Here is a 16,316-nt window from a genome sequence, read left to right on the forward strand (position 1 = left end):
GGGGGCGCCGCCACCCGGCCGGTTAGGTCACGTTTTCCTTTCACGACCGGTTGGTTTGTATCCTTGCGAGCATGGCGAAGTCCGTGGATCCAGAGAAGCCGGGGCGCATCAAGCAGCTCCGCATGATCGCGCAGATCATTCAGCAGGCCAACCCCAAGGGGTTGCCGATCGTCTTCCTGTCGGCGGTCGGCACGCTCGCTGTGGTCGTCGTGATCGGCCTGGTCACGGGCTTCCTGTGGTATTCGGTGTTCCTCGGCGTGCTGCTGGGCCTCACCGTGGGCCTGGTCGTCTTCGGCCAGCTCGCCCAGCGCGCCCAGTTCTCGATCCTGCACGGCCAGACCGGCGCGGCGGCGGCGGTGCTCCAGGGCATGCGCGGCAACTGGCAGGTCACCCCGGCCATCGCGGTCAACCGCGACCAGGACCTCGTGCACATGGTGGTCGGCTTCCCCGGCGTGGTGCTGGTGTCGGAGGGCCCGGGCAACCGGGTGGCGCGGATGCTGGCCGCCGAGAAGAAGCGGGTCTCGCGGGTGGTGCTCGGCATCGAGATCTACGACATCCAGTGCGGTGACGGCGAGGGCCAGGTGCCGCTGGCCAAGCTGCAGCGCCACATCATGAAGCTACCGCGCAACCTCAAGAAGCCCTCGGTCAACGAGGTCAAGGACCGCCTGCGGTCGCTGCCGAAGAACGTCCCCATGCCCAAGGGCCCGATGCCCAAGGGCGTGCGGATGCCGCGCGGCCCCAAGATGCGCTAGATGCCGTCCTCCTCCTCGCGGGCCAACCGCGGCTGGTGGGACGGCAACGCCGACGACTACCAGGTCGAGCACGGTGACTTCCTGCGCGACGCCGGGTTCGTGTGGTGCCCCGAGGGGCTCGACGAGGCCGAGGCCGGGCTGCTGGGCGAGGTGCGCGGGCGGCGGGTGCTGGAGATCGGCTGCGGCGCCGCCCAGTGCGCGCGCTGGCTGGTGACGCGCGGGGCCGAGGTCGCGGCCTTCGACATCTCCCACCGGCAGCTCCGCCACGCCCAGCGCCTCGACCTGGAGACCGGCGTGCGGGTGCCGGTGGTCCAGGCCGACGCCGAGGCGCTGCCGTTCGCCGACCGGTCGTTCGACCTGGCGTGCTCGGCGTTCGGGGCGCTGCCGTTCGTGGCCGACCCGCTGGCGGTGTTGCGCGAGGTGGGCAGGGTGCTGCGGCCCGGCGGGCGGTTCGTGTTCTCGGTGAGCCACCCGATCCGGTGGGCGTTCCCGGACGATCCCGGGCCGCGCGGGCTGACCTCCGACCGGTCGTACTTCGATCGCACGCCGTACGAGGAGCGCGACGAGGACGGCACGCTCACGTACGTGGAGCACCATCGCACGATGGGCGACTGGGTGGGCCTGGTCGTGGCGGCCGGGCTGCGCGTGGCCGGGCTGCTGGAGCCGGAGTGGCCCGAGGGCCACGAGCGGGTGTGGGGCGGCTGGAGCCCGCTGCGCGGCCGGCACCTCCCGGGCACCGCGATCTTCACCGTCGAACGGCCCCTCCAGGCGGAGGCTCAGCCGCGGGCGTAGCGGGCGGCCATGGCGTGGAAGACCTTCTTGGGCTCCCAGCGGGTCCCGTCGAGCATCCGGACCACCCCGTACGAGCCGATGTCGCCGGCGCCGGCGCGGCCGTAGCCGGCGAAGGTGAACCACAGGGCCGTGTCCACGCCGGCCTCCTCGAAGACGTCGAGCAGCTCGTCGAGGTAGCGCACCTGCTCCTCCTCGTCGGGCACCGCCCCGTCGGGCACGACCCACGCCATGCCGCCGCGCTCCCCCGCGCCCCGGTAGGCGCACGTGCCGAACTCGGTCACCGCGACCGGCTTGCCGTGGCGGAAGTGCTCGCGCAGCTCCTCGCGGAAGGTCGCCGCGTTGTGCGCGGCCCGGTAGGCGTCCACCCCCACCAGGTCGAACGGGCTCCAGTCGACGAACTCCCACGGCCCGGCCGCGTAGGTGACCCGGCCGCCGAACAGGGGCCTGACGGTGGCGGCCGCCTCGGCCAGGAAGGCGTTGTAGCGGGGCATGACCTCGCCCAGCGACCGCCACCAGTCGAGGTCGCCCTCCGTCATGGCCTTGAGCCGGTCGCGGTAGGTGTCGCCGGGGATGAAGCCGGGGCCGAAGGCGCTGGTCTCGCAGCCGGTGACGAGGACCACCTCGGCGCCGCCGCGCCGTAACGTCTCGGCCCGGGCGGCGCAGTCGGCGTACAGGGCGAGCGTCTCCTCGCGCGGCACGTCCACCGGGAACGGCGCGAACCACACCTCCAGGCCGGCCGCGGCGGCCTCCTCGGCGGCGACGCCGAGGCGCTCGGGGTCGCCGCCGGAGACGCGCACGGCCCGGCAGTTCAGCTCGCCGGCGATGACGCGCAGCTCGCGGCGGACGGTCTCACGGTCGAACTCCTGACGCGACCGCTCGGGGCCGTTCAGGAACCCGGTGTCGTAGTTGATGCCCTTCTTCATGATGTGCCTCTCTCGGTGTCGTGGCCGTGTTCCAGCAGGTCGAAGGCCAGCTCGACGTCCTCGGCCAGGGCCCGCCCCGCCTCCGCGAGCGGCGCGCCGGCGGCCAGCCGGGCGAAGAACGTCTCCTGGAGCGTGGTGACCGTGGCGGTGATCTGCGCGGCCATGACCCTGGCCGCCAGGTCAGGAGCCGGCGACGCGGTCGTGCCGGGATCCCGGGCGGCGGCCAGGGCGGCGGCCAGGTCCTCGCGCTCCTCCGTGTACGCCTGCTGGACGGCCGTCAGCAGCGCCGGGCTGGCGGAGATGACCCGTACCCGCGCCATGAGCGCCTCGACGTCCAGCTCCTGCGTGTCGGCGGCGGCCAGCGCCCGGTAGTGGGCGCGCAACGCGGCGAGCGGCGTCACGCCCGCTCCCCGCTCGGCCACGATCCGCGCCATGTCGTCCTTGACGCCGTCCAGGACCAGGCAGTCCTTGGACGGGAAGTAGCTGAACAGCGTCACCTTGGCGACCCCGGCCGCCTCGGCGATCTCGTTCACGGTGACCGCGTCGTAGCCGCGCTCGGCGAACAGGCGCAGCGCGACCTCGGCGATCCGCCGCCGCGTCTGCTCCTTCTTGCGCTCCCTCAGTCCTGCCATCACAGCAAAAAACATACCCGGTTCGATTCCGAACCGGGTATGTTTTTCTCGTAACGATGGCTACATGCGGACGACCACGGTGTTCGACACCCGGTCGTGCACCCCCCGATGGTCACGGTCGAAGATCAGCGCCGGCACGGCCAGCGCCAGCAGCGCGGTGCGCACCACCACGGGCAGCAGCCGCGGGTCGCCGCCGTCCATGGCGGCCACCCTGATGCCGGCCAGCCGGTGACCGAACGTCTGCCCCATGAGGGCCACCAGCACGAGGTACTGCACCGCGAACACCACCGCCGGCACCCACGGCGACTCGGCGGGGTTGATCCGGAGCAGCAGCTGCGTGATCGCCCAGGTGCAGATCATCCAGTCGATGACCAGCGCCGCGATGCGCCGGCCCCACCCGGCGACCGACCCGGCGCCCTCCTCGGGCAGGCCCAGCCGCTCGCCCGGATAGCCGAGATCGACGCCCGCCGCCCTTACACCGCCCAGCCAGGTCTGCGTCCAGCGGGGCTCGTTGCCGCTCATGCCCTCAACGGTATCCGGCCAGGGGCCCGGTCGCTCACCCGGAGCGCCGCCGGACCCCCCTGCCGGCCTCGCTGCTTAACACATGCGAAACAATCGGGACACCGTTCGGAAACGGCCGCGACCTAGCGTCGGCTGATAGTCAGTCCCCAGGGAGGTTCGAGAGTGTTCAACTCCGCCGACGACGTCCTGAAGTTCATCAGCGACGAAGGGGTGCAGTTCGTCGATGTCAGGTTCACCGACCTGCCGGGGACGACGCACCACTTCACCTTCCCGGTCGAGAACTTCGACGCCAAAGTCTTCACCGACGGACTCATGTTCGACGGTTCGTCCATCCGCGGCTTCCAGGCCATCCACGAGTCGGACATGCTGCTGCTGCCGGACCCGTCCAGCGCCGTGCTCGACCCGTTCCGCCAGCACAAGACGCTCAACCTCAACTTCTTCGTGCACGACCCGCTGACGGGCGAGGCCTACAGCCGCGACCCGCGCAACGTCGCCCGCAAGGCGGAGGAGTACCTCAAGGGCACCGGCATCGCCGACACGGTCTACTTCGGCCCCGAGGCGGAGTTCTACATCTTCGACGACGTCCGCTTCGAGACCAGGCAGAACGCCGGCTACTACTACATCGACTCCATCGAGGGCGCCTGGAACACCGGCAAGGCCACCGAGGGCGGCAACCTCGGCTACAAGCCGCGCTACAAGGGCGGCTACTTCCCGGTCCCGCCGATGGACCACTTCACCGACCTGCGCTCCGAGATGGTCCGCAACCTCATCGAGTGCGGCATCGACGTCGAGATGCAGCACCACGAGGTGGGCACCGCCGGCCAGGCCGAGATCGACTTCAAGTTCGGCACGCTGCTGAAGACGGCCGACAACCTCATGCTCTACAAGTACGTGATCAAGAGCACGGCCCTGGAGTTCGGCCACACGGTCACGTTCATGCCCAAGCCGATCTTCGGCGACAACGGCTCCGGCATGCACTGCCACCAGTCGCTGTGGAAGGACGGCTCGCCGCTGTTCTACGACGAGGTCGGCTACGCGGGGCTGTCCGACACGGCCCGCTACTACATCGGCGGCCTGCTCAGGCACGCGCCGTCGCTGCTGGCCTTCACCAACCCGACGGTCAACTCCTACCACCGGCTGGTGCCCGGCTACGAGGCCCCGGTCAACCTGGTCTACAGCCAGCGCAACCGCTCGGCCTGCGTCCGCATCCCGATCACCGGCTCCAACCCGAAGGCCAAGCGCATCGAGTTCCGGGTGCCCGACCCGTCGTGCAACCCGTACTTCGCGTTCTCGGCCATGCTGATGGCCGGCCTCGACGGCATCCGCAACAAGATCGAGCCGCCGGAGCCGGTCGACAAGGACCTCTACGAGCTCCCGCCGGAGGAGGCCCGCCAGGTGCCCCAGGTGCCGGGCTCCCTGCCCGAGGTGCTCGCCGCCCTGGAGGCCGACCACGACTACCTGCTGGAGGGCGGCGTGTTCACGCCCGACCTCATCGAGACCTGGGTGACGTACAAGCGGGAGAACGAGGTCGACCCGATCCGCCTGCGGCCGCACCCGCACGAGTTCGAGCTGTACTACGACGTGTGACGGCGCGTCTCGCGCCAGAACGGCCCGGCATCGACCACGATGCCGGGCCGTTCCGCTGCGCGGGCCGCGTCACGGCGACTGGCCGAGGTTGCGCAGGAGGGCGTTCTCCAGGTGCACGGTGATGTCGGCCAGTCGCCAGCCCTCCCGCGCGGCGCGGCGGGCCAGGTCCTCGTGCAGCTCGGCGCTCACCGGGATGACCTGGCCGCGCGAGTCGAGGATGGGCTGGTACTTGCGGCGGATCTCGTGGTCGTGGCGGCGGATGAACTCGAGCAGCCCCTCGTGGTCATGCGCCAGGTCGGTGACCGCCAGCACCGCGCGGTCCCTGAGCCAGGCGGGCATGGGGTAGTGCGTCCCGGCCTCCTCGACCAGCCGCGCCGGGTCGGTGCGGTCCCCGTCCTGCTGGGGTGGCGGGAAGCTGCCGGCCAGCACGAGCATCAGCCGGTCGGTGGGGAAGCCGCCCGGCAGCGGGCGGCCCTCGACCAGGGGCCTGACGACACTTGTCAGCGCGCGCCCCGAGCGCTGGGCGAGCAGGACGTCGAGGGCGTCGACCAGGATCACGCCCCGGTGGATCGTCGCCGGCCGGCCCGATGAGCGGGAGACCAGCTCCTCGACGAGCTCCGTCACCCACCACGGCTGCCCGCCGGCGTCCTTGGCCGCCTCCGCGTCCTGCCCGGTCAGCGCGGCGGCGTCCAGCACCGCCCACGGCACGTCCCAGACCTCGGCCAGCGCCTTGACCAGGGCGGTGCGCTGGCCCGTGCGCGGGTCCACCAGGACGACGCACTGGCGGTCCGCGCCGCCACCGGGCGAGCCGTAGTGCCTGCTGCTGGCCACCGCCAGGGTCTCCCTGGCACGGACGGCCCCCGGCAGGAGGTCGGCGAGCTTGCGCGAGACCTGGTGCGGGGTCAGCGCCCGGCCGCCGGTCGCCGGGGAGACCAGGGCCGCGGAGTTCAGCCCCCTGCCCACCAGCTCGGCGTCGATGATCAACGCCGGCTCGCCGGGCTTCGCGCGCTCGAACATCGTGGCCGCCAGCGCGTTCTCCATGACGCCGCGCAGCCCGCGCGCCCCGACGCCGCGCAGGAGCGCCTCGCCGGCGATCCGCTCGACGCCGTCCTGGGTGAAGACCGTGCCCTTCCTGCCCTGGAGGGCCAGCAGTTCGGCGTACTCGTGGGTCAGGCCGTTGTGCTCGTTCTGCAGGATCCTGACCAGTTCGGCGTGGTCGAGCGGGAGCGTCGCCGTTATCACCGGGAAGCGGCCCACCAGCTCGGGCAGGAAACCGTACTCGATGACGTCCTCGGGCAGGATGTGGTCCATGAGCGCGGCCCGGTCGCCCAGGGCGCCCTCGGGCAGGCTGAGCCTGCGCGCCACGTGCTCGGCGAGGCCGTTGAAGGCGCCGAGGCACACGAACAGCACGTTCTTGGTGTCGAACTGGTAGAAGTCGAGATTGCCCAACCGTTCCGAGTCGCCCTTGGGGACGTCCACGACCGACCCCTCGACCAGCTTGAGCAGCTCCTGCTGCACGGCCCCGCTGGAAGCCCGGCTGCGCTCGCCGTGTCCGAGGGCGAGCTTGTCGAACTCGTCGACGCAGACGATGCCGTACTCCGCCCTGCGCAGGTTGAAGGAGCTGGCGATCAGCAACCGGTAGAGCAGCTTCTCCACCGTCATCCCGCCGTAGCCGGTGCTGCTCAGCACGGTGGCGTTGGCGATGACGAACGGCACGTCGAGGAAGCGGGCGATCGTCTCGACCAGCATCGTCTTGCCGGTGCCGGTGGGGCCGAGCATCATCACGTTCGCCTTGCGGATGGCCACGGGCGGCGCCTCGAACCTGTTGGCCATCGTCAGCCGCAGGTAGTGGTTGCTGACCGCGACGGCCAGCCGCTCCTTGGCGGTGCGCTGGCCCTCGATCCGGCTGTCCAGGTGCCGCACGATGTCGGGCGGGTCGCGCAGGTCCACGCGGGGCAGGATGCGCGTCTTGGCGTCGATGAAGTCGTCCAGCGTCAGCCGCGTGGCCGACCGGGCGCCCGCGGCGGCGGCCGCCCAGTGGACGAGCTGCCGCAGCTCGGCGCCGGTGAACCCGGCGACCCCCGCGGCGATCGCCGCGACGTCCACCTCCGCGACGACATCGTGCTCCTTCAGCAGCAGCCGCAGGATGTCGGCGCGCTGCGCCTCGTCCGGCAGCTCCAGGTCGACGCGCAGGCCGAAGCGGGTCGGCGCGAACAGCGCCCGGTCGATCACCCGGGGCCTGCTGGTGGCCGCGACGACGTAGACCTTGCCGTTGGCGTCGAGATCGTCCATGGCGGTCATCAGCTGCGCCATCGTACGGTGGGCCTCGGCGTCACCGCTGGCACCGGTGGCGGGCCCGCTGCTGCGCTCCGCGGCGATCAGGTCGATCTGGTCGATGAAGACGACGACCGGCTTGCTGCGGGCGCTCCTGCTCGCCTCGGCGAACGCCTGCCGCATCCGGCTGGAGCCCATGCCGACGAGGATCTCGTGGAACTCGGCGCCCGAGTAGGTGTACAGGGAGGCGTTCGCCTCACCGGCGATCGCCCGGGCGAGAACGGTCTTGCCGCACCCGGACGGCCCGGCGATCAGAACCGCTCGCGGCACGTCGCGGCCCAGCCTGCCGTACGGCTTGCGCAGCCAGGCGACGACCGGTTCGAGCTCCTTCTTCACCTCGTCGAGCCCGCCGAGCCGGTCGAGGCGTTCGTCCGGCTGCTCCGCCGGCCGGCCGAGGCTCTGCACCTGCTGGGGCTGGTTGGCGGCCAACTGCCGCAGGCCCCCAGCCAGCATCCTGATCGCCAGCCCGACGAAGATGAGCGGGAGGCTCACGGCCAGGACCAGCGCCCACGGCACACCGGCCAGCCAGGTGGCCGCCGTCTTGACCCAAGGTCCCAGGTTGCGCCATTCGCCGCTGAACACCAGGTAGAACACGATCGCGAGGGCGGGCACCCCCAACGGTCTCAGGAATCTCACGGCGTCTCCCCCGCTCAGGGTCCGGTATGAGTGAACAACGCCCAGACGAGCGGGGCGTAGGGCATGCGTTCCCGCAGCTCCAGCACGGCCTCGTGGAGCGCCGCGGCGGTGCCGGCCGCGTCCAGGCCGCCCCGGCCGTCGCCCAGCCGCCGGTAGACCCGCGCCGCGACGTGGGGAGCCGTGCTGTCCTCCAGCTGCCATTGCGCGCCGATCACGTGCCGGTATCCCGCCAGGTGCACGGCGGACGACAGGGTGATGGCCTCGTCGGAGAGCCGTTCGTCGCCGCGCGAGGTGTCGCAGCCGGACAGGAACGCCAGCAGCGCGTGGTCGGACAAGTCGAGCGCCGCCAGATCGCGAACCGTCAGCGGCCCGTCCTGGAGGGCCAGCCAGGCGTGGAACGGGCTGGCCGTGTCCTGCGCCCCGTGGCAGGCGAAGTGCACCCAGGGGCTGGCCCGCAGCACGGTGACCACGGCCTCGCGGGTGGCGCTCGCCCCGCGCAGCGTCCGGGCCCCGGGGAAGCACTCGCGGAAGATCTCCTCCTCACGGGCCGCCCCCGGCAGGTCGGCCGCGCCCGGCGTCGTGGGCATGGACACCACCAGCGGCTGGCCGTCGGGCCGGGAGACGGGCGGCGGAAGCGAGCGGACGTGCGCCAGCGCCCGCACCGTGGGGGTGTAGGAGGACACCACCCGGTCCATCACCGTACGCGGTCGCGCGTCATGCCGCGTGCGGTGGTCCCCGGAGGCGTGCAGCGGGAGGAAGACCGCCGGCCCGGTCGGGCACCACCAGACCCGCCGCGCGCCGGGCAGCCGGTCGAGCACCGGCTCCGTGATGGTGTCCCAGACCCAGCTGAGGGTCTCCTGGACGGTCTGTCTGGCCGTCAGCAGGTCGTCGAACTCACGCGCGCCCCCGCCGAGCGCCTCGATCGCCTCGGTGAAGCCCGCGACCCGGCCCTCGACCGCGTCCGCGGACACGTCCGGCAGCGGCACGACCGTGACGTCCCCGCCGGCGACGACCAGGGCGTCGCAGCGGTAGCGGCTGACGTTGAGGACGACCACGGGGCCGTCGGCGGCGGCCCCGGCCAGCCGGGTGAAGTCCATCGACCGCTCGAAGTCCTCGAACCCCGGCTGCCGGCGGATCTCCGCCACCAACGCGGCGTGCCGCCGGGCCGCGGCGTGCCTGCGGTCCATGTCGGCGGACTGGTCGTCGAGATCGGCGTAGACCTCCGTGAGGCGGGCGGCCAGGTCGGGCAGCTCCCGGGCCAGCCGGTCCCGGGCGGCCCTGGCGTCGAGCGCCTGCGCCAGCAGGACTCCCCGGCCCTGCTCCAGCAGCTCGACCGCCAGGCGGGCGTCGCCGGTCTCGAGCGCGCAGGCGGCCGCGTCGCCCGCCGTCCCCTGGAAGTCGGCGAGCAGCCGCTCCTGGTCACCGCGGCTCAGGCCGCGCCAGGCCATGGCCTCCAGCAGCCCCACCATGACCCCGAACCCCTGTACGGCCAGCGCGAAGTCACCCTGGTCCGCGGCCAGGCGTCCCCAGAACCTGGCGGCGCCCGCGCGCGAGCCCGCCGGGGCCGCCTCGACGGCCGCGCTCTCGCGCAGCGCCTCGATCGCCTGCCCCCGCAGCCGCTCCGCCTCGCCCGGCTCGTCGTCGGCCCAGCGGTCGAGCAGCAGGGCCAGCTCGTTGAGCACGCTGGCCCTGCGCGGCTGCCCGGGGAGCGTCAGCTCCAGGGTCTCGCGCAGAAGGCGCACCGCCTCGGCGTACGGAGCGGGCTCGCCGGTGGCCTTGGCACGCAGCGACAGGCCGACGCCCAGCGCGGAAAGCCACATGGGGTACTCGGCGTGCGTGACCGGCCCGGCCGCGACCGCGCCCCGCAGCATGTCGACGGCCTCGTCGAGATCGTCGATCACATGGGCGGGCCTGGGGCCGTCCCGCACCTCGTGGACGAGCGCCGCCAGCGCGTCGGCGTCGACCGGCAGGGGGATCTCCCCACGTGCGAGGCCCTGGATCAGGTGGGTGATCTTCCGCTGCCGCTCGGTCACCAGCACGGCCTCGGTCTGCGCGATCAACGCCAGCCCCAGGCTGGCCATCATGCCCGCCCGGCTCACGTGCGTGTCGCCGAGCCGGGCCAGGCCGGCGCGCAGCAGCTCGACCGCGTCGCCGGACGCCGCCGCCCGGTCGTGGACCATGAGCGCGTTGGCCAGGTTCCTCGTGGCCAGGCCGCCGTCCGGCGTCTCCTGGGGCACGGAGGCGACGGACTCGCGCAGGACCAGCCGCGCCTCCTCCAGCGCGGCCGTGTCGTCGTACTGGACGTAGCGCTGGAACAGGGCGCTGCCGAGGTTGGACAGGTAGGTGCCGCGCAGGGAGTGCTCGCGCGGGGTCAGCCGGATGCACGCGCGCAGCGCCTCGATCGCGTCGTCCAGGTCCTGCTCCAGCCCGAGGTCCTCGAACCGCGCGATCAGGGAGCCGCCGAGGTTGGCCCGGTAGAGGGCGGCGTCGTAGTGGTGGTCGGGGGTGGCCCGCACCGCCTCGCGATGCGCCTCGATCGCGCCGTCGATGTCCTGCCTGCGGCGCCACCGCTCGTAGGCGTGGTGCAGGGCGATGCCGAGGCCGGTGAGGGCCATGCCGCGGTTGGGGTGGTCGGGCGGCGTCAGCGCCACCCCCTCCCGGCACAGCCGCAGGCACTCGGTCAGGTGCTCCTCGCGCCCGGTGATCTGGTAGGCGATCGCGTAGGTGTTGGCGAGGTTGGCCAGGAACAGGCCGCGCTCGGGGTCGCCCTCGGGCAGCCGCGCGATGCCCGCCTCGAGCAGGTCCTGGGTGGCCTTCAGGTCGGTGGTGGTGCTGGTCGCCTGCATCCTGCGCCCCATCGCGGTGCCCAGCGCCGACAGCAGCTCGGCGTACGCGGGATGCCCGCCGGGCAGGCCCGCCAGGGTCGCGCGCATGGCCGCGATGACCTCGTCGAGGAGCGTGAGCCGGCCCGACGTCATCGCGACGATCGAGGCGTAGTAGGCGATCCGGACCAGGTGCTCGGTGCGGAGCGCGTGCTCCTCCGGCAGGAGCGTCATCTGCTCGCGGAAATGGGCGACCAGCCGGTCCACGGTGACGACCCGCTCCGAGACGTCGATGCCGTGGTCGAGCACCCAGCCCAGCCCCGCCCTGATGCTGCGCCGGTCGATCTCGGTCGCGGTGGGGAAGCGCCGCCGCACGACCTCCAGCAGCTCGCGCAGGTGCCGGTCGCGCTCGGGCAGGTCCCATCGCTGCACGAGCAGCATGGCCAGCTTGACCACCCGCGACAGGTAGTAGGTGTGGTCGGGGCTGGTCGCCCGCACCAGCCGGGTCAGGATCGCGTGGGTCTCGTCCTGGAACTCCCGGAGCCGCTCCGGGTGCAGTTCGGCCTGCTCCTCCAGTGCCAGGACCAGGTTGACCGTCGCCGAGTCGCGCAGCTCGGGATCCAGCCCCGGGCTGCCGGACACCTCCCGGAGGATGGCGACGACCTCGTCCAGCACGCGGCGGTTCTCCGCCGCCATGCTGCGGTCCGGCCGGTGCAGCTCGTAGGTGTTCAGCAGCGCCGTGGCCCGGCTCAGTTCGGCCGTCATGCCGGCGTCGGTGCCCTCGGCCAGCCGTACGGCGGTGCGGTGGACGGTGAGCGACTCCGCGATGTCCTCCATCTTCCCGATGTGGTCGAACCGCATCGAGAGACCGTCGCCGAGCGCCGACAGCCATTCCGCCCGCTCGGGATGGCGCTCGGGCACGTGCTCCAGCGCGTTCCTGAGCGTCTCCAGCGCCTCGTCCAGCTGCTCGAGATCATGTGTCGACGGGTACTCACGGATGACCCACGCCGCTCGTCGAGCGGCGCGCACGGCTCGGCTTCGTCGAAGCATCCGCATCCTCCCCCACGGGGCCGGCCGAACGGTTCTCCTCGCATGAGAGCACCCTCCTGCGGTTCGTTCTGGGGCAGGCGCGCGTTACCGCCCGTTCGCCTTGTCGCCCCTCGCGGCGGGTGGTAGACACCAAGCCATGGCAGACCTGCCGGACGACCGCCGCGCCCTGGCCGCTGTGTGCGCAAGCCTCCCCCGGCTGGTCCGCATGGCCGCGTCGGAGGGATGGTCGGCGGAGCTCGACGCGGCCCGGCGCGCGCTGCGCGAGGAGGAGCGAGGCCCCAAGGAGGTCGTCGACGAGCTGAGCCGGATGCTCGGCCTGGACGTCCTGGCACGCGGCAAGCCGGTCGTCCCCGACCTTCCGTCGGCAGGGCACCTCCCGCCCCCGCCCGGCGGCTACCGCTGCCCGAAGGACCGCTGCCCGCGCGACACCCGGCCCGAGCCCGGCGGCGCGATCCCGACCTGCGACGTCTACGAGCTTCCGCTGAAATACTCGCCGGGATGACCGGGTTCCTGTCGAACCTCGGGCAGAAGCTCGCCGAGCGGTGGCTGGCCGCGCTCGTCCTGCCCGGCGCGCTGTTCGAGGGCGTGCTGTGGCTCGCCGCCGTCCTCGGCCACCGGCGCCCCTGGGACGTCGCGTTCCTGGCCGACCGGGCCACCGCCCAGACCAGGGCCCTGGACGGCAAGCCCGTCGCGCAGGCCCTGCTGCTCGTCGCCCTCCTGCTGGGCGCGTTCGGGGCGGGGCTGTGCGCCGGCGCGCTCACGGGGCCGGTCGTCCGCTGCTGGTTCATGCGCGGTCCACGGTGGCTGGCCCGGCCCCTGGTCGAGCGGCGCAGGAACCGCTGGGACGACGCGCACCGGGACTTCGAGACGGCCACGGCGGGCAAGGGGGAGAGCGCCGCGGACTTCCAGCGCCGCCGAGGCGAGCTGGCCGCGCGGCGCAACGCCATCGCCCTGGCCCGCCCGTTCCGGCCGACCTGGATGGGCGACCAGATGGACGCCGTCGTCACCCGCGTCCACAACCGCTACGGCATCGACCTCGACGCCGCCTGGCCGCGCCTGTGGCTCGTCGTCCCCGACCACGTACGGACCACGATCGGCGACGCCCGCGCCACCCTGTCCGGCGCCGCGACCACGGCGGCATGGGGTGTGCTGTACCTGGGCACGGCGGTGATCACCCTGTGGTGGCCGGCGGCGCTGATCGGCGCGGTGACGATCGCGGTCGGCCACCGCCGGGGACGGGCGGCGACGGGGACGCTGGCCCAGGTGTGCGAGGCCACCGTGGACCTCTACGGGGTGGAGCTGGCCAGGGCCCTCAACGTCCCGCTCGCCGACGGCCAGGTGACCCCGCCCGCCGGCCTCACCATCACCGAACTCCTCCGCAAGGGCGCCTGAGGCCGCTCGGAGCGCGCCGTCAGCCCTGGAGGACCTTCCCCCAGTCGACGGTCGCGGCCCAGTCGGCGTAGGTGTGCCAGCGCACCGCCGGGTAGGCGGCGCGCAGGGCGGCCGTGTCGACGAAGTCGGTGTTGCGCTCGAAGGCGTCGAACATGTCCGCCACCTCGTCGCCCGCCCACTGCCGGACCATGTCGAGGGGCAGCCTCCGGTACGGGATCTCGCGGCCGATCGCCTCGCCGAGGATGCGGGCGGCCTCCTCGCCCGTGACGCGGTCGGAGGCGACGTCCACGCGCCTGCCGATCATCTCGGCGGGGTTCTCGACGGCGTGGACGGCTAATGCGGCGATGTCGAGGACCGTGACCTGGTCCAGTTCCTTGCCGGGCGACAGCGGGCTGGACAGGACGCCGTCGGCGAGGCCGCTGAAGCCGAGGTTGAGGGCGTTCTCCATGAAGTAGACGGGGCCGAGGACCGTCGCGGGCACCTGCCGCTCGCGCAGGTACGCCTCGACCAACTGCTTGCTGTCGGCGTGGTCGATGTCGGTGGCCTCCACGCGGTCGCCGCCGCGTACGGAGGAGTAGACGAGGTGGGTGCCGGCGCGCTCGGCGGCGTCCACGATGCTCCGGCCCTGGGCGACCTCCTCGTCCTTGCCGCCCTCGCCGAACGGCACGGACAGGCCGAACACGGCGTCCACGCCGGTCGCCGCCCGCTGGAGCGCCCCGGCGTCGGCCAGGTCGCCCGGGGCCAGGCGCGCGCCCGCGGCGGACAGCGCCCGGGCGGCGGGCGACTCCTCCGAGCGGACGTAGGCCACCACCTCGTGCCCGTGGTCCAGGAGCAGGCGGGCGACGGCGCCGCCCTGCTTGCCGGTGGCGCCGATGACGAGAACCTTCGCCATGATCTCTCCTGTAATCATGTAATCCCTGAATGGGGCGCGGGTGCGCGCCGAATCGGGATTCTTCAGCCTCAACCACGGTTGAGGTCAACTACCCGACGCTCACCGGTACGGGGCCAGGCCGGCCGCCGCGGCGGCGGCGTCGCCCTCCCGCAGGCCGTACACCGCCTCCTGGAGGGCGAACGTGGCCGCGTAGGCGTCCGCGCGGGCGGCCAGGCCGGGGAACGCCGCGGCCAGCCGCTCGCGGGTGGCGGGACCGACCGAGACCGACAGGGCGGCGAGGTCCACCGCGGGATCGCCGGGGCCGGCGGCCTCCCAGTCGAGCACCCCCGTCACCCTCGCCGCTCCAGGGGCCCCGGCGACCAGCACGTTGGCGCCGCCGAGGTCGCCGTGGACGAACCCGGCGGGCGCCGACTCGGCCGTCCGGAGCGCCCGGGCGGCGTCGGCCAGGGCGCGGCGGGCCTGTCCCGGCGTCAGGAGCGGGACCACGAGCCGCCGCACGTCGTCGGCCAGTTCGCGCCACTCCTCCCGCCACACGTCGTCGGCCGGCGCCCGCCACCCCTCTCGCCGGTCGGGCCCGGCGGCGCGGCCGAGCGGGACGGAGGCGAGGCGCTCCAGCAGCCCGGTCAGCGCGGCGGGGTCCGGCTCCCGCCCGGGCGCCAGCGGCTCCCCGTGGACCAGCCGCATGACGAGGCAGTCCGCGCGCACCTCCACCACCTCCGGCGCCGGGACGCCGTGCGCGCGCACCAGCCTCATCCGCTCCGCGAGAGACGTGAGGCCGGCGAGCCCGGCCGGGCGGCGCGGGAAGCGCCACGCCAGCCCGGCCGCGTCGTCCAGCACCACGTCGGCGGACTCCCCCGCGCGAAGCCGCAGGGCCCGCGCCGGGGTGCCGACCGTCCGGGCGTACCGGTCCAGGGGCGAGATCACGCCACCGAGGCTAGCGGCGCGAGCGGATGCCGGTGAGGCGGCGCAGGACGTCCCACCAGAACGGCGCGCCGAACAGCAGCGCCACGTACGTCATGAGATAGCCGGGCCAGTGGCTGAGCGTGGTGAGCCGGTCCCACCAGGTGGCGCCGTTCCAGTGGACGGCCGGGTCGCCCTCCTCGGGGATCGACAGGCTCACCAGGGCGTGGTCGAAGACCTTGACCAGGGCGGGCTGGCTGAGGGTGTCGGTGATGCAGGGCATCGGGTCGGCGCTCTCGCAGCGGGCCTTGAGCTCGCCGTAGGCGTCGGGCCCGGACTCGGCCACGGCGGTCACGGAGGCCCGGAAGGCGTTGTCGCGCAGCAGCGTCTTGGCGTACTCCAGCCCGTCCATGGTGAACACCAGCGTCACCACCAGGCCGAGCGCGGCCACAACCCACTTGACGTAGCGCCGGTACAGCATCGACAGGCGCTGCATCTCGCCGTCGAACCACGTCTCGACCCCGGTACGGAAGCGCTCCATGTCGCGCTGCGCGCTCTCCCACACGCCCAGGAGGTGGCCGTGCAGGGGGCTGCCCATCGCCTTGAGCTTGGCCAGCAGCCCCTCGACGCCGCCGTCCTCGGCCGCCGCGAGCTCCATCACCGCGGTGGCGAAGCGGCCCGGCGGCAGGTTGGCGATGCTGGTGCGGCCCTGCTTGGGGTGGTCGATCTCGCGTACCCGCTGGTACAGGAGGTTGATCATGGCGTCCTCGCCCTTGGTCTCCTTGGCGGGCAGCTCGCCGGCCTCGGACGGCGCGGGCTGGTCGCTGTGCCGGGGGCGCGGGTCCCGGGTGAACGGCAGCACGGCGAACACCTCGCGCACGCTGGCGGGCAGCCAGCTCCTGCCCTCCTTGTCGCTGCCGTCCATGGTGTCGCGCAGGTACGCCCACAGGAACTTGCTGCGGATGGCGAGCAACCGGACGAATGCCTCGTTCAGCCCGCTGACGAGCAGCGACAGCAGCAGGAACGACAGCACGAGACCTAAGGCCAGATCCACGTAAAGCGACAGCAAAGTGATCACCCCG

At 72.9% G+C, this 16,316-nt stretch carries 13 protein-coding genes; 5 read left to right on the forward strand and 8 right to left on the reverse strand.

Annotation, left to right across the window (positions count from 1 at the left end; all coding sequences use genetic code 11):
- The first annotated feature begins 71 nt into the window (after positions 1 to 71).
- On the forward strand, positions 72 to 752 hold the full coding sequence (locus HT134_RS07950; RefSeq protein WP_175599501.1) for a DUF4191 domain-containing protein: 681 nt from the start codon (positions 72 to 74) through the stop codon (positions 750 to 752).
- Positions 753 to 1,544, forward strand: coding sequence for a class I SAM-dependent methyltransferase (locus tag HT134_RS07955; protein ID WP_175599502.1), 792 nt, complete (start codon positions 753 to 755; stop codon positions 1,542 to 1,544).
- On the opposite strand, the gene HT134_RS07960 is transcribed toward HT134_RS07955, so the two are convergent.
- Genes HT134_RS07960 through HT134_RS07970 form a run of 3 tightly spaced genes read right to left on the reverse strand, consistent with a single transcriptional unit; the run spans position 1,529 to position 3,621 of the window.
- Positions 1,529 to 2,467, reverse strand: coding sequence for a glycoside hydrolase family 113 protein (locus HT134_RS07960; protein ID WP_217707237.1), 939 nt, complete (start codon positions 2,465 to 2,467; stop codon positions 1,529 to 1,531). The two genes, HT134_RS07955 and HT134_RS07960, sit on opposite strands and share 16 nt — an antisense overlap.
- Positions 2,464 to 3,099 carry a TetR/AcrR family transcriptional regulator gene (locus tag HT134_RS07965; RefSeq protein WP_175600217.1) on the reverse strand — a complete coding sequence of 212 codons (636 nt, stop codon included), beginning with the start codon at positions 3,097 to 3,099 and terminating at the stop codon, positions 2,464 to 2,466. The genes HT134_RS07960 and HT134_RS07965 overlap by 4 nt, the downstream gene beginning before the upstream one ends.
- A 60-nt stretch (positions 3,100 to 3,159) precedes the next feature.
- Positions 3,160 to 3,621 (reverse strand): RDD family protein, encoded by a 462-nt coding sequence (locus HT134_RS07970; protein WP_175599503.1) that lies wholly within the window; start codon positions 3,619 to 3,621, stop codon positions 3,160 to 3,162.
- A 162-nt stretch (positions 3,622 to 3,783) separates the two neighbouring features.
- On the opposite strand from HT134_RS07970, the gene glnA reads away from it, so the two are divergent.
- Complete coding sequence (gene glnA / locus HT134_RS07975) at positions 3,784 to 5,208, forward strand: type I glutamate--ammonia ligase (RefSeq protein ID WP_175599504.1); 1,425 nt, start codon at positions 3,784 to 3,786, stop codon at positions 5,206 to 5,208.
- A gap of 69 nt (positions 5,209 to 5,277) precedes the next feature.
- Here the strand turns inward: glnA and HT134_RS07980 are convergent, their stop codons facing one another.
- Together HT134_RS07980 and HT134_RS07985 are read right to left on the reverse strand one after the other, a co-directional pair.
- Positions 5,278 to 8,178, reverse strand: a complete 2,901-nt coding sequence (locus HT134_RS07980; RefSeq protein ID WP_175599505.1) for an AAA family ATPase — start codon at positions 8,176 to 8,178, stop codon at positions 5,278 to 5,280.
- A 14-nt stretch (positions 8,179 to 8,192) separates the two neighbouring features.
- Positions 8,193 to 12,050, reverse strand: coding sequence for a CHAT domain-containing protein (locus HT134_RS07985; protein WP_175599506.1), 3,858 nt, complete (start codon positions 12,048 to 12,050; stop codon positions 8,193 to 8,195).
- A gap of 136 nt (positions 12,051 to 12,186) precedes the next feature.
- Here HT134_RS07985 and HT134_RS07990 point away from each other — a divergent pair, with 136 nt between their 5' ends.
- Together HT134_RS07990 and HT134_RS07995 are read left to right on the forward strand one after the other, a co-directional pair.
- Positions 12,187 to 12,552 carry a hypothetical protein gene (locus HT134_RS07990; protein WP_175599507.1) on the forward strand — a complete coding sequence of 122 codons (366 nt, stop codon included), beginning with the start codon at positions 12,187 to 12,189 and terminating at the stop codon, positions 12,550 to 12,552.
- A complete protein-coding gene (locus tag HT134_RS07995; protein ID WP_175599508.1) occupies positions 12,549 to 13,442 on the forward strand; it encodes a hypothetical protein in 894 nt (297 codons plus the stop codon). Before HT134_RS07990 ends, HT134_RS07995 begins: the two co-directional genes overlap by 4 nt.
- A 19-nt stretch (positions 13,443 to 13,461) precedes the next feature.
- Here the strand turns inward: HT134_RS07995 and HT134_RS08000 are convergent, their stop codons facing one another.
- The 3 genes from HT134_RS08000 to HT134_RS08010 form a co-directional block, all read right to left on the reverse strand.
- Positions 13,462 to 14,334 carry an NmrA family NAD(P)-binding protein gene (locus HT134_RS08000; RefSeq protein ID WP_175599509.1) on the reverse strand — a complete coding sequence of 291 codons (873 nt, stop codon included), beginning with the start codon at positions 14,332 to 14,334 and terminating at the stop codon, positions 13,462 to 13,464.
- Positions 14,335 to 14,433: 99 nt separating this feature from the next.
- Positions 14,434 to 15,258: a phosphotransferase family protein gene (locus HT134_RS08005; protein ID WP_175599510.1), complete on the reverse strand. Its 825-nt coding sequence runs from the start codon at positions 15,256 to 15,258 to the stop codon at positions 14,434 to 14,436.
- A gap of 10 nt (positions 15,259 to 15,268) precedes the next feature.
- Positions 15,269 to 16,312, reverse strand: coding sequence for a hypothetical protein (locus HT134_RS08010; protein ID WP_312888033.1), 1,044 nt, complete (start codon positions 16,310 to 16,312; stop codon positions 15,269 to 15,271).
- Positions 16,313 to 16,316: the final 4 nt, after the last annotated feature.

Source organism: Nonomuraea rhodomycinica (assembly GCF_013363995.1).
Classification (GTDB): domain Bacteria; phylum Actinomycetota; class Actinomycetes; order Streptosporangiales; family Streptosporangiaceae; genus Nonomuraea; species Nonomuraea rhodomycinica.

What these genes read in the sequence shown, in the direction of transcription:
- HT134_RS07995 (WP_175599508.1), top strand. Translation starts at nt 12,549, where the DNA reads ATGACCGGGTTCCTGTCGAACCTCGGGCAGAAGCTCGCCGAGCGGTGG.
- HT134_RS07970 (WP_175599503.1), bottom strand. Translation starts at nt 3,621, where the DNA reads ATGAGCGGCAACGAGCCCCGCTGGACGCAGACCTGGCTGGGCGGTGTA.
- HT134_RS07960 (WP_217707237.1), bottom strand. Translation starts at nt 2,467, where the DNA reads ATGAAGAAGGGCATCAACTACGACACCGGGTTCCTGAACGGCCCCGAG.
- HT134_RS07950 (WP_175599501.1), top strand. Translation starts at nt 72, where the DNA reads ATGGCGAAGTCCGTGGATCCAGAGAAGCCGGGGCGCATCAAGCAGCTC.
- HT134_RS08000 (WP_175599509.1), bottom strand. Translation starts at nt 14,334, where the DNA reads ATGGCGAAGGTTCTCGTCATCGGCGCCACCGGCAAGCAGGGCGGCGCC.
- HT134_RS07990 (WP_175599507.1), top strand. Translation starts at nt 12,187, where the DNA reads ATGGCAGACCTGCCGGACGACCGCCGCGCCCTGGCCGCTGTGTGCGCA.
- HT134_RS07985 (WP_175599506.1), bottom strand. Translation starts at nt 12,050, where the DNA reads ATGCTTCGACGAAGCCGAGCCGTGCGCGCCGCTCGACGAGCGGCGTGG.
- HT134_RS07965 (WP_175600217.1), bottom strand. Translation starts at nt 3,099, where the DNA reads ATGGCAGGACTGAGGGAGCGCAAGAAGGAGCAGACGCGGCGGCGGATC.
- HT134_RS07955 (WP_175599502.1), top strand. Translation starts at nt 753, where the DNA reads ATGCCGTCCTCCTCCTCGCGGGCCAACCGCGGCTGGTGGGACGGCAAC.